This is a genomic window from Vibrio cyclitrophicus, from assembly GCA_023206055.1.
Taxonomy (GTDB): domain Bacteria; phylum Pseudomonadota; class Gammaproteobacteria; order Enterobacterales; family Vibrionaceae; genus Vibrio; species Vibrio cyclitrophicus_A.
This window is the reverse complement of sequence record CP065366.1, coordinates 3083669-3097067: the sequence shown is the minus strand read 5'-3', so window position 1 is coordinate 3097067 and position 13399 is coordinate 3083669. Positions and strand designations below refer to the sequence as shown.

At 45.4% G+C, this 13399-nt stretch carries 11 protein-coding genes; 9 read left to right on the top strand and 2 right to left on the bottom strand.

Annotated features, from left to right (window positions below):
• Positions 1-358 precede the first annotated feature (358 nt).
• The 9 genes from ITG09_13555 to luxS all read left to right on the top strand — a co-directional run bounded on the left by ITG09_13555 (position 359) and on the right by luxS (position 10904).
• Positions 359-616, top strand: coding sequence for an oxaloacetate decarboxylase subunit gamma (locus ITG09_13555; GenBank protein UPR51714.1), 258 nt, complete (start codon positions 359-361; stop codon positions 614-616).
• A 31-nt stretch (positions 617-647) separates the two neighbouring features.
• Complete coding sequence (gene oadA, locus ITG09_13550; protein ID UPR51713.1) at positions 648-2432, top strand: sodium-extruding oxaloacetate decarboxylase subunit alpha; 1785 nt, start codon at positions 648-650, stop codon at positions 2430-2432.
• A 9-nt stretch (positions 2433-2441) separates the two neighbouring features.
• Complete coding sequence (locus ITG09_13545; GenBank protein UPR51712.1) at positions 2442-3572, top strand: sodium ion-translocating decarboxylase subunit beta; 1131 nt, start codon at positions 2442-2444, stop codon at positions 3570-3572.
• 170 nt (positions 3573-3742) lie between these two features.
• On the top strand, positions 3743-4696 hold the full coding sequence (locus ITG09_13540) for an NADP-dependent oxidoreductase (protein UPR51711.1): 954 nt from the start codon (positions 3743-3745) through the stop codon (positions 4694-4696).
• Between the two features lie 6 nt (positions 4697-4702).
• A complete protein-coding gene (locus ITG09_13535; protein UPR51710.1) occupies positions 4703-5164 on the top strand; it encodes a DedA family protein in 462 nt (153 codons plus the stop codon).
• Positions 5165-5173: 9 nt separating this feature from the next.
• On the top strand, positions 5174-8032 hold the full coding sequence (locus ITG09_13530) for an insulinase family protein (protein ID UPR51709.1): 2859 nt from the start codon (positions 5174-5176) through the stop codon (positions 8030-8032).
• 99 nt (positions 8033-8131) lie between these two features.
• The gene (locus tag ITG09_13525) at positions 8132-9700 is read left to right on the top strand and encodes a glutamate--cysteine ligase (protein ID UPR51708.1); all 1569 of its coding nucleotides are present in this window, start codon (positions 8132-8134) and stop codon (positions 9698-9700) included.
• Positions 9701-9710: 10 nt separating this feature from the next.
• Positions 9711-10361 carry a hypothetical protein gene (locus ITG09_13520; protein UPR51707.1) on the top strand — a complete coding sequence of 217 codons (651 nt, stop codon included), beginning with the start codon at positions 9711-9713 and terminating at the stop codon, positions 10359-10361.
• 24 nt (positions 10362-10385) lie between these two features.
• Entirely contained in the window at positions 10386-10904 is a 519-nt protein-coding gene (gene luxS / locus ITG09_13515) for an S-ribosylhomocysteine lyase (GenBank protein UPR51706.1), read from the top strand.
• A 121-nt stretch (positions 10905-11025) separates the two neighbouring features.
• Here luxS and ITG09_13510 read toward each other — a convergent pair whose 3' ends face one another.
• Entirely contained in the window at positions 11026-12297 is a 1272-nt protein-coding gene (locus ITG09_13510; protein UPR51705.1) for a DUF21 domain-containing protein, read from the bottom strand.
• Between the two features lie 127 nt (positions 12298-12424).
• Positions 12425-13219 carry an inner membrane protein YpjD gene (locus tag ITG09_13505; protein ID UPR51704.1) on the bottom strand — a complete coding sequence of 265 codons (795 nt, stop codon included), beginning with the start codon at positions 13217-13219 and terminating at the stop codon, positions 12425-12427.
• Positions 13220-13399: the final 180 nt, after the last annotated feature.

The window sequence follows — 13399 nt, the reverse complement described above, 5'->3', positions numbered from 1 at the left end:
TCGTTTTTACGAGGTTTTTTTTATGCTTGCTGTAAATTTGTTGCAACAATGTTAAATTTACGATGTTTTTAACTTGTTGTATTTAAAGTAATTCTTGATTGCTTCTTTGTTATTCCACCTTTCTCATATCATTTCCCAGAAAAGCCCCGTTTAAGTCACAGTTTAAATATCTAAAAATGACTCATTTGACAGATTTATGTGATCTGATAGGCGAATAATTAACCTTATGTGTGCGTTATCCGTAACAGAACCTTAAACAAAATTGACAAACTTTTACCAATCGAGATAATCCATGGGTCGGGATCACTATTCGCTGAAATCCTGCACCTATGTCAGGATGACGAAGAAAGGAAGCAACATGACTAATATTGGAAGCCTGCTAGGAGATGCAGCAACTCTAATGATAACGGGAATGTCCGTTGTCTTTATTTTCCTAACTATTCTAGTTTACCTCGTTCGGTTGATGTCAAAACTGGTACCAGAAGAAGTACCTGAACCGATCGCAGCACCTAAAAAAATTAAAAAATCACAATCAAACCCTTCTGCTGTTAGTCCACAGGTAGTGGCAGCAATTTCGGCCGCGGTTCACCAATACCGTGCGTCTACTGCTAAGTAGCATTTAAAGGATTAAAAAGGAGTTTATGAGCATGTCTAAACCACTAGCTATCACTGATGTGGTACTTCGTGACGCGCACCAGTCACTATTTGCTACACGTATGCGTATCGAAGATATGCTGCCTATTGCGGCAGAACTGGATAAAGTCGGTTACTGGTCTTTAGAGACTTGGGGTGGCGCGACGTTTGATTCGTGTATCCGTTTTCTTGGAGAAGATCCGTGGGAGCGTTTGCGTGAGCTGAAAAAAGCGATGCCAAACACACCAATGCAGATGCTACTGCGTGGTCAAAATTTATTAGGTTACCGCCACTACGCGGATGACGTAGTTGAAAAATTTGTTGAACGTGCCCATAAGAACGGCATGGACGTATTCCGTATTTTTGATGCGATGAATGATGTTCGTAACTTTGAAACGGCAGTGAAAGCAACGATTGATGTTGGCGGCCACGCTCAAGGTACGTTGTCTTATACAACCAGCCCAGTACACAACTCAGATACGTGGGTTGATCTCGCTAAGCGCTTGGAAGACCTAGGCTGCCATTCACTATGTATCAAAGATATGTCAGGCTTATTAAAGCCTTATGAAGCGGAAGAGCTAATCACTCGTATCAAAGCGTCTTGTGATGTTCCCCTAGCGCTGCATAGCCACGCGACAACGGGTCTATCAACCGCTACAGCCGTTAAAGCTGTTGAAGCTGGCATTGATATTCTAGACACCGCAATCTCTTCTATGAGCTGTACTTACGGCCATACACCAACTGAAACGGTTGTTGCTATGTTAGAAGGCACAGAGCGCGACACCAATCTTAAGCTTGATCAGATCGAACCCATCGCGGCTTACTTCCGTGACGTACGTAAAAAGTACGCGAAATGGGAAGGTCAGCTAAAAGGTGTCGATTCTCGCATCTTGATTGCTCAAGTTCCTGGCGGCATGTTAACCAACATGGAAGGTCAGCTTAAAGAGCAAGGCGCAGCCGATCGTATGGACGAAGTGCTTGAAGAGATCCCGCGCGTACGTAAAGAGTTGGGTTACATTCCTTTGGTAACACCTACTTCTCAAATCGTCGGTACTCAAGCGGTTATCAACGTCTTAACGGGTGAGCGCTACAAGAGCATCACGAAAGAGACTGCGGGTCTGCTGAAAGGTGAATACGGTCAAGCGCCTGCTGAGGTTGATGCTGAACTGCAAGCGAAAGTGCTAGATGGTGCAGAGCCAATCACGTGTCGTCCTGCTGATTTACTTAAGTCTGAAATGGATACGTTAACGACGGACCTTTTAGAAAAAGCGAAATCAGATGGCATTTCACTCGCTGAAGATACCGTTGATGATGTGCTGACATACGCACTCTTCCCACAAGTCGGCCTTAAGTTCCTTAAGAACCGTCGTAACCCTGAAGCATTTGAACCTGCACCAACGTTAGAAACAGAGGCTCCAGTTGCGACAGCTCCGGTACAAGCTTCTGGTAGCATTGAAAGCTACAGCGTGAAGGTTGACGGGCAGGTTTATGATGTTGAAGTTGGCCCTCAAGGCGAACTGACATCAGTATCTCCATCAGCGAAACCAGCACAAGCGTCTCAAGCAGCACCAGCTGCGGCTTCTGATGCAGAAGCGGTTCCAGCTCCATTAGCGGGCAACATCTTCAAAGTTATCGTTCAGCCAGGTGCTGAAGTGGCTGAAGGTGATGTGCTACTGATCTTGGAAGCGATGAAGATGGAAACGGAAGTTCGTGCTGCTCGTGGTGGTATCGTTCAAGAGTTGAATGTTAAAGAAGGCGATGCAGTTACTGTAGGCGCTCCACTACTAATCTTAGCGTAAGGGAGTCCCATGGAAGGATTGATGACCTTATGGTCTGAAACAGGTATTGCTAACTTTGAGTTCGGCCAGATCTGTATGATGTTGGTTGGTTGCTTGCTGTTGTTTTTGGCAATTCGTAAAGGATTTGAACCGTTACTTCTACTGCCGATTGGTTTTGGTGCCGTATTAGCAAATATTCCAAATGCTGGGTTTACTGATCCAGGCGGTTTGCTTTACTACGTTTACTACATTGGTATTGAAACGGGTATTTTCCCACTGCTGATCTTTATGGGTGTAGGTGCAATGACGGACTTCGGTGCGTTGATTGCTAACCCTAAAACGTTATGGCTAGGGGCTGCAGCTCAGTTTGGTATCTTCGCAACGCTATTTGGTGCGATCTTGCTGAACTATGTTCCAGGAATGGAATTTTCAATGGCCGATGCTTCGTCAATTGCGATCATTGGTGGTGCCGATGGCCCGACCGCGATCTTCTTAGCAAGTAAACTATCTCCTGATCTTTTAGGTGCAATTGCAGTAGCAGCGTATAGCTACATGGCATTGGTTCCTATTATTCAACCGCCAATCATGAAGGCGTTAACGTCTCCTGAAGAACGTAAGATTAAGATGGCTCAACTTCGTCACGTTAGTAAAGCAGAGAAGATCCTCTTCCCGCTTGCTGTACTACTGATGACAATTCTGTTCCTACCTTCAGCAACACCTCTGGTGGGTATGTTCTGTCTGGGTAACTTGATGCGTGAAGCGGGTGTGGTTGATCGCCTATCGAAAACAGCGCAAAACGAACTGATTAACGTTGTGACTATTTTCCTTGGCCTTGGTGTTGGTTCTAAGCTTCAAGCGGATACTTTCTTGAACTTAGAGACTCTGGGTATTCTTGGCTTAGGTGCAGTTGCGTTTAGTATTGGTACTGCGGGTGGTGTATTGATGGCGAAGGTTCTAAACCGCTTCTCGAAAGAAGACATCAACCCATTGATTGGTGCCGCTGGCGTATCAGCGGTTCCAATGGCGGCACGTGTTGTGAATAAGGTCGGTCTTGAGGCAAACCCTCAGAACTTCTTGTTGATGCATGCGATGGGCCCGAACGTAGCAGGTGTACTTGGTAGTGCGGTTGCGGCGGGTATTCTATTAGCGCTAGTCGGTTAATGGATTACTGGTCATGTATCGTTACGTTAATTGGTCGTCAATTTACGAATGAGCGGTTAACTTAGCCTTATTAAATGGTTTATAGTCAAAGGGATGCTTTCGCATCCCTTTCTTTTTATTAATTAGGGTGCTTGCTCTCTAGGGCTTTTATCAATCAAGGAAATGTGGAAATGGAAAATAAACAGATTGCGATTACTCAATTCGGCGGCGTCGAAAACCTTAGTATTCAAACCAGTGCGATTCCTGAGCCTAAGGCCGGAGAAGTGGTGGTTAAAGTTTCCTTTTCGGGCATTAATCCGATTGATGTGAAAACCCGAGCCGGCCTTGGTTGGGCAGCAGCACAAAACAAAGACAATCTTCCTTGGGTGCCGGGATACGATATTTCAGGCCAAATTGTCACGCTAGGCGATCAGGCTGAACGTTTTACCATTGGTGATAACGTGGCAGGCTTTATTGGCTTCCCACTGCAAGGCGGCGGCTACAGCCAATATGTATGTGTTCCAGAAGCGGCATTAAGCATGGTTCCCGATTCGGTCACCCTAGAAGCGGCAGCGGCATTACCACTTGCTAGCCAAACAGCAGCACAAGCACTTAATAAAGCCGAAGTGAAAGAAGGTGATCGCGTGCTTATTTTAGCGGGCGCGGGTGGCGTGGGTCACCTTGCAGTTCAAATTGCAGTGGCAGCAAAAGCCGAGGTTTACACCACCTGCAGCGAAGCCAACCTCGATTATCTTGCAACGCTAGGCGCTCATGCGATCAACTATAAGTTTGCTCCAGCTTCAGAGCGAGTTTCTGATGTCGATGTACTGATTGATTTGGTCGGTGGCGACACCGCTCTCGATGCGTTGAAGTGCTTGAAAGATGACGCAAGAGTTGTGACAGTCCCAACTTTATCTGCTGAATTGATCTGCGAAAAAGCCACATTATTAGGCTTTACTGCATCAGGTATGTTGGTTGAGCCAAACCCAGAGCAAATGGACACTATGCTGTACATGGTCAGTGTCGGATTGCTCAAAACAGAAATTCAAGGGATCTACCAGTTAGGCGAAGCGCAGTCAGCGCATCTACAGGTTGAAACCGGACACACCAGAGGCAAGGTGCTACTTAAAATGCAAGAAGGCTGATAGGCAGTGCTAGAGTTCTTTAATTCCCTTTTTGAAAACATAGCGCTGTGGTTCTCTGACTCGGCGCTTTGGGTACTCTTCATCAGTGGCTTCTTAAGTGCCACGTTATTGCCCGGCGGTTCAGAAGCCAGCCTTGTTGCAGCATTGAGCCTAGATCAATTCTCAACATCGTCGATTATTCTAATAGCGACACTCGGTAACACCTTAGGTGGCCTGACTAATTATTGGATTGGTTTGTGGCTGCCCAATCGAACTCAATCTGAAAAGCATGGTCATAAGGCTATGGCTTGGCTGAGCCGTTATGGTTACTGGACGCTGTTATTCAGTTGGTTGCCCGTTATTGGTGACCCTTTGTGTCTCGCGGCGGGTTGGCTGAGAATGAAATTTATCCCTAGCGTTATTTTAATAGCGATTGGCAAAGCCGCTCGCTACAGCTTACTTGCTGCTATCTACTTCGGTTTTTTCTAAGGAGAACCTATGAAAAAGGTTTTACTTGGTACATTTTCTCTTATCGCCATCGCTGGCTGTTCTTACAATGTACCTAGCTCAACACCCTTCTTTTCTTCGCTACCTGAAGGTGTCACCTTATTAGAAGAAGTTAAGCCTTCTAAAGATAAAGTCGTGATTCCGTATGCGAAATATCAGCTTGAAAATGGCCTGACAGTTATTCTTTCCCCGGATGATTCTGACCCTCTTGTGCATGTTGATGTGACCTATCACGTAGGTTCCGCCCGTGAAGAGATAGGTAAGTCGGGCTTTGCTCATTTCTTCGAACATATGATGTTCCAAGGTTCTGAGAACGTCGGTGACCAACAGCACTTTAAGATCATTACCGAGGCTGGTGGCTCGTTAAACGGCACGACTAACCGTGACCGTACTAACTACTTTGAAACCGTTCCATCTAACCAACTTGAGAAAATGTTGTGGTTAGAATCAGACCGAATGGGTTTCTTATTAGATGCGGTTTCTCAGAAGAAATTCGAAGTTCAAAGAGGTACGGTTAAAAACGAACGTGCGCAAAGTTATGAAAACCGCCCTTATGGCTTGATGTGGGAACGCATGGGTGAAGCGCTTTATCCTGAAGGCCACCCATACTCGTGGCAACCAATCGGTTATGTTGAAGACTTAGACCGCGTGGATGTGAATGATCTTAAAGCCTTCTTCCTACGCTGGTATGGCCCAAATAATGCGGTACTGACTATCGGTGGTGATATCGACGTTGATGACACGCTAGAGTGGGTGAATAAGTACTTTGGTCCAATCCCTCAAGGCCCAGAAGTTAAGGCCGCAGAGAAGCAACCAGCCGTACTAACAGAAGATAAGTACATCACCCTAGAAGACAATATTCGTCAGCCGATGGTGCTTGTGGGTTGGCCAACAACGTATCGTGGAGAAGAGACACAAGCTTCGCTAAATGCACTGTCTAATGTTTTAGGTTCTGGTACCAACAGTTACCTATATCAAAACTTGGTTAAGACGCAAAAAGCGGTGAGTGCAGGTTCTTTCCATGACTGTGCTGAATTGGCTTGTACCATGTATGTTTATGCGATGGGCGACTCTGGTAAAAAAGGGGATTTGACGGTTCTTAATAAAGAATTGATGGATACCTTAGAGCAGTTCTCGAAAGAGGGCGTTGAACAAGAACGTCTAGACCAGATCACCGGTATGGCTGAAGCGGATGCGGTTTTTGCACTGCAAAGTGTGAAAGGTAAGGTTTCACAACTCGCATCTAACCAAACCTTCTACGGTCAGCCAGATCGCATTGAATCACAATTGGATCAAATCCGAGCTGTGACTCCAGAAAGCGTAAGTCAGGCCTACCAAGATTTCATCGAAGGTAAGCACAAGGTGACCTTGAGTGTGGTTCCTAAGAAGCAACTCGATCTCGCGGTTCGTGAAGCTACATTCACCACGCCAGCTCGCACGTTACCTGAATATGCCAAGGTCACTGAAGATCAGCTTGATTTCAGAAAAGCACCGAACACCTTTGATCGCAGCGTTATGCCAGAAGTGAACTTTGGCGTTGAAGCGACCATGCCTGAGTTGTATCGAATGCACTTTACGAACGGTACTGACTTGATTGGTACTGTGACCAGTGAAACGCCGACAGTACAGCTACAAATTCAATTGCCTGCAGGCGAACGCTATGTTCGTAAAGGGCAAGAAGGCTTAGCGAACTTAACGGCTTCGATGATGGAAGAAGGTTCAACTAAGCGAACGGTTGAAGAGTTACAGGCGACCTTAGATAAGCTAGGTAGCAGTGTGAGCATTAGTGCGGGCAGTTACACCACAGATATTTCAGTCTCGACGCTAGAGAAAAATCTGCCTCAAACCTTAGCGATTGTGCAAGAGGTTCTATTCGAGCCTAAGTTTGATGAGCAAGACTTCGAACGTGTGAAGAAGCAGATGCTTGAAGGCGTCGTGTATCAGCACCAACAACCAAGCTGGATGGCTTCCCAAGCAACCCGTGAAGTGCTGTTTGGTGACAGTATTTTTGCTCGCGCAAGTGATGGCACTAAGGAATCTCTATCGAAATTGACCTTAGATGACGTGAAAAAATTCTATGCGCAACATTACACACCAGAAGGTGCCAATATTGTTGTTGTGGGAGACATCTCGAAGAAAGAGGTAGGGAAACAGCTACAATTCTTTGAACAGTGGCAAGGCGATGCGGCACCATTAACGCGTCCGCAGATCGTCAAAGAGCTTTCTGGTCAGCACTTGTACTTAGTTGATAAACCGGGTGCGCCGCAAAGTATTGTTCGTTTGGTGCGTAAAGGCTTACCTTTTGATGCGACCGGTGAGTTGTATTTGAGCCAGTTGGCTAACTTTAATTTAGCCGGTAATTTCAATAGCCGTATCAACCAGAATCTACGTGAGGACAAAGCCTACACTTACGGTGCGAGCGGTTACTTCGCCAGTACGCGTGAAACTGGTGCAGTAGTATTCAGTGCTCAAGTGAGAGCCAATGCGACGGTTCCATCGATTCAAGAGTTTATCTCTGAGCTAAATGAATTTAGTCAGAGTGGATTAACTGACGAAGAGGTGAAATTTATGCGCCTTGCCGTCGGTCAACAAGATGCACTTAAATACGAAACACCAAGTCAAAAGGCTGGGTTGTTGAGTAATATTGTTGCGCTGAGCCTTGACGAAGATTACCTGCAACAACGTAATCAGATAGTTGAAACTGTCTCAAAAGAGACCTTAAACGAGCTATCTAAGAAATGGTTTGACCCGAATGATTATCAAATAATTGTTGTTGGCGACGCGGCTTCGCTTCGTCCTCAACTAGAAAAGTTAGATATTCCAATAGAAGAGCTTGAAATCATTCGTTAGAGTACACATTAAAGGGGGAGGAAAAAGACTCTATTTTTCTCCTCCGACCTAATTTATGATAGTTCTAATCAGAACGATATAAGATAAGTGAACTGAATTTTGACTGATTTTGCTGCGCGACTAAAGCAAGTTGCAACCAACCCTAAGACCTTCTCTCAATTTGGTCGTGGTGTTGAAAGGGAAACGTTACGCTACACGGAAGATGGGCATCTTGCGACTGGGCCGCACCCAAAGGCTTTGGGATCTGCGTTGATGAACGGATGGGTAACGACCGATTTTTCTGAGTCGCTACTGGAGTTTATTACGCCTGTTTCTAACGACGTTCCGACGCTTTTGAATCAGTTGTCTGATATCCACCATTTCACACAAACCAAGTTAGATGGCGAAAAGATGTGGCCGCTTTCTATGCCTTGTTATGTAGGCAGTGAAGATTACATTCAGCTAGCGCAATACGGCACCTCTAACAATGGCAAGATGAAGACTCTATATCGTGAAGGCCTTAAGCGCCGTTACGGTAGCCTGATGCAGATTATCTCGGGTGTTCACTTCAACTTCTCTTTCCCAGATAGTTTTTGGGATAGCCTTTTTGGAGAGCAAACCGAAGAAGCGCGTTGTGAATCTAAGTCCGATGCTTACTTTGGTTTGATTCGTAATTACTACCGTTTTGGTTGGTTAATTCCTTATTTCTTCGGTGCTTCACCTGCACTATGTCCTTCTTTCATCAAAGGTAGAGAGACAAAGCTACCTTTTGAAAAGATTGGCGAGACGCTGTATCTACCAAAAGCAACGGCACTACGTCTGAGCGATCTTGGCTACACCAACAGTGCTCAAAGTGTATTGAAAATTGGCTTTAATAGCCTAGACCAGTACCTAGAGGGATTGAACCAAGCGATTCGCACACCATCGGAAGAGTTTGCCGAAATTGGTACCAAAGTTGATGGTGAATACCGTCAGTTGAATAGCAACGTTCTTCAAATCGAGAACGAGCTTTATGCGCCAATTCGTCCTAAGCGTGTGGCTAAAAGTGGTGAGAAGCCATCAGAAGCACTAGCTCGTGCTGGTGTCGAGTACATCGAGGTTCGCTCTTTAGACGTAAACCCATTCAGCTCAATTGGTATCAATGAGCAACAAGTTCGCTTCTTAGATTTATTCCTAACTTGGAGTGTGTTAACCGACTCTGCTGAGATGGATAACTGCGAGCTTGAATGCTGGCGTGATAACTGGAACAAGGTGATCTTAGAAGGTCGTCAAGTTGGTCTAGAATTGCAAATCGGTTGTCACGGTGAGCGACTGTCTCTGCAAGATTGGGCGAAGCGTGTCTTCAAAGATCTGCGCTCTATTGCCGAGATGATGGACGCTGAACAAGGTGGTCGTGCATACCAAGAAACGTGCGATACGCTTGAAGCTTGGATTGACAACCCAGAGCTGACCATTTCTGGCCAGTTGCTAGAAGAGACCAAGAAACTGGGTGGTTTGGGTAAAGTGGGCTGCGCACTTGGTAAAACATACGCTCAGCAACACAAAGCCCACCAATACAAAGTATATTCAGCAGAGTTGATGGAAGCAGAAGTTCAACGCTCTGTGACAGCTCAGCAACAAAGTGAAGAAGCAAGCACTCAAGATTTTGATAGCTTCTTAGCGGATTATTTTTCGTATTTAAAAGCATAGCGAGACGTTGGTGGAAAGGAAGCAAGCCTTATTAGGTCAGCCTACTCGTGTGAGTAGTAAATGGTTACCTGTAGTGACTGTTGGTGTTGTCTCTAGCCTATTGGTTGGATGTGCAACGCCACCGCCAAAGCAGCAAGATAATTTGTGTAGCATCTTTAGAGAACACCCTTCGTGGTATGAAGATGCACTCGATATGCAAGAGGAGTGGGGCACACCGATCAACGTAGCGATGGCTTTTGTGAAACAAGAGAGTAGCTATCGTCATGATGCGCGCCCGCCTAAAGATTACATTCTTGGCTTTATTCCGTGGGGTCGTGTGAGTAGTGCCTACGGTTATGCACAAGCTCAAGACCCTGCTTGGGAAGATTTCCAAAAGGCGACCAATAACGGTGGCTCAAGAACCAACTTTGATGATGCATTGATGTTCATCGGTTGGTATACCAGCGAAACGCGTCGTCAATTGGGTATCTCGTTATGGGATCCATATAACCAATATCTGGCTTATCATGAAGGCCGTGGTGGTTATAAGCGCAAGTCATACAACAGCAAACCATCGCTGATTAAGGTGGCGCGTAAAGTTGAACAGCAAGCAAAAGATTATGGATGGCAGCTGAAACAGTGCCGCAAAGAACTAGAAGACAATCGAAGCTGGTTTTTTTAAAGCCAGACGTCATGGAGAAGAGCAATGCCTTTATTAGATAGTTTCACTGTTGATCACACACGCATGAACGCCCCTGCCGTTCGTGTTGCTAAAACAATGCAAACCCCAAAAGGGGATACCATCACTGTGTTTGACCTGCGTTTTACTGCGCCAAACAAAGACATACTATCTGAGAAAGGTATCCATACTCTAGAGCATCTATACGCTGGTTTCATGCGTAATCAATTGAACGGTTCAGATGTAGAGATCATCGATATCTCACCTATGGGTTGCCGTACTGGTTTCTACATGAGCCTGATTGGTACGCCTACAGAGCAACAAGTCGCAGACGGTTGGTTGGCAGCGATGCAAGACGTACTGAAAGTTGAGAACCAGAATAAGATCCCTGAGCTGAACGAATACCAATGTGGTACCGCTGCAATGCACTCTTTGGATGAAGCGAAAGAGATCGCGAATGCAATCATCGCTGCAGGCATTTCTGTAAACAAGAATGATGAACTGGCACTACCAGAGTCTATGCTGCAAGAGCTTAAAATCGACTAGTCATTGATAGCTATCCTAGATATAGATAGGGCGAGTTAGATACTAAAAGGCCCGGTTCAATGAACCGGGCCTTTTTCGTCAACGTATTTTAGGGTGAGACAAGGATTCAGTGATAACTCAGTTAGCCGTTCACGATCTGTGGGAACACACGCACCAGCTTGATACGGTTCTCTTCGAGTTCAACTATCTCCATTGGGTGGCTGGCAACCTGAACACTCAGGTGACTCTCTGGAATATCTTCAAGATGTTCCAGTATCAAACCATTCAGCGTTCTTGGACCATCGGTAGGCAGTGCCCACTGTAAGCCTTTGTTGATGTCTCGGATGTTGGCGCTGCCTTCAATCAAGAAGCTGCCATCGCTTTGCGGCGTAATTTCTTCAGATAAGCTTGGGGCGATTGAGGTGGTAAACTCACCCACGATCTCTTCTAGAATATCTTCTAATGTAACCAAGCCGTTGATATCACCATACTCATCAACAATCAAACCGATACGCTGCTTATTGCGTTGAAACTTAAGCAGTTGAATATTGAGTGGTGTCGCTTCAGGAATAAAGTAGATCTCATCCGCTGCACGCAACAGGGTCTCTTTATTGAATTCGTTCTTTTCAAGCATCAATCGGTAAGCTTCTCGCAGCCTAAGCATACCAACCACTTCATCTATCTGATCACGATAGAGAACCACTCGGCCATGAGGCGAGTGGGTCAATTGACGAACGATAGATTTCCAGTCGTCATTGATGTCGATACCGGTAATCTCATTACGAGGCACCATGATGTCGTTCACGGTGACGTGCTCTAAATCCAGAATAGACACCAACATATCTTGGTGACGCTGAGGGATTAGGCTACCTGCTTCATTTACCACGGTTCTAAGCTCTTCTGAGCTCAAGTGGTCCGTTGCGTCATGGCTGGCTTTGACGCCTAAGATACGAATGAAGCCGTTAGTAATGAAGTTCACTAAGATCACCAATGGCGACAGAACCTTCATTAGTATCATCAATAGGATACTACTCGCGTAAGAGACACGCTCAGGAAATAAAGAGGCGATGGTTTTTGGTGTTACCTCGGCGAAGACGAGGATCACGAGAGTCAGGACACCTGTAGCGATAGCTACACCGATATCCCCGTAGATGCGCATACCAAGAATAGTCGCGATCGCAGATGCAAGAATGTTGACGAGATTGTTGCCGATGAGAATGAGGCCAATCAATCTGTCTGGGCGGTTCAGAAGTTTTTCTACACGTTTGGCACCTTTATGGCCCGTATTGGCCAAGTGCTTTAAACGGTAGCGGTTCAGGGACATCATGCCCGTTTCGGAACCAGAGAAATAACCAGAAATTACAATGAGACACGCGAGTAGCGCAAATAAGATACCCGTTGATATGTCGTCCAAAACTATTCTTTTCCTATTTGTGTATCTTGATTAATTTATGACCGAACATGGTCGAGATGTCAATTGAATGTATTGCACTCAATATTTAAAAGGCAAGGTATGTGAGACCTTGCCTTTATTTTACAGACTAGTTCAGGATGATTTCCTGAACGAAGCGGCTACCAAAGTAGGCTAATGTCAGCATGCTGGCACCGGCCAGTGCGAACCAAGTGACTTTTTGTCCACGCCAACCTTTTTGATAGTGCCCCCAAAGAAGGATGGAGTAGATAACCCAAGCGATAAAAGACAACACCGCTTTGTGCGCCTTTCCTTGAGCAAACATATCTTGTACGAAGATAAGGCCAGTCAATAAAGTACCCGTTAATAAGCCATTACCAATCAGAATGATCTTGAAAAGCTGTCTTTCCACCATCATTAAAGGAGGTAGGTTAGGGTTTATCACCAAGGCTTTTTTCTTTTTAAGTTTGTGATCTAGCCACGCAAGTTGCAGAGCGTATAGCGCACCGATGGTCAGCGTTGCGTATGAGAATAACGCCAAAGAGATGTGCACGAGCAGTTTTGGATCGTTCTCTAAATGTTTGATAAAGGTGCTTGGAAGAAAAGTAGCCGCCATCAAGTTCAACGCAGCGAAGCTATAAACAACAGGTAAGATGAACCACAAACGGGTTTTGAGCATGGCTCCGCTCATTACTACAGAGATAATTAAACTGATTAATGAAGCAACGTTTAAGATACTGAGGTTTTGGCCACTGGCATTAAAAATCAAATCGCCAAGCAACAAAGCATGAAAAACTAGAGCAAGTAATGCGCTGATAAACACCGTTTTTACACGGATCCCTGTTTGATGCACGAGACCTGGAATGATCGTGGAAATCGCCATTATATAAAGAAAGGCTGCTGCGATCGCAATAAGACTGTCCATGGTATCCATTTAAATGATTACTAATTGGCGAATTATACCTCGCATCGCTCTTTGGGGCTATGGTGAACCTCATTCAATTCCAAGTGAATAATGTCTCACATCACAAGCACGGATGATTAACGCTCTACAACGGGTATGACTCTAATCCACGCTAATGTATACTCACAGTAATAGTCGCAG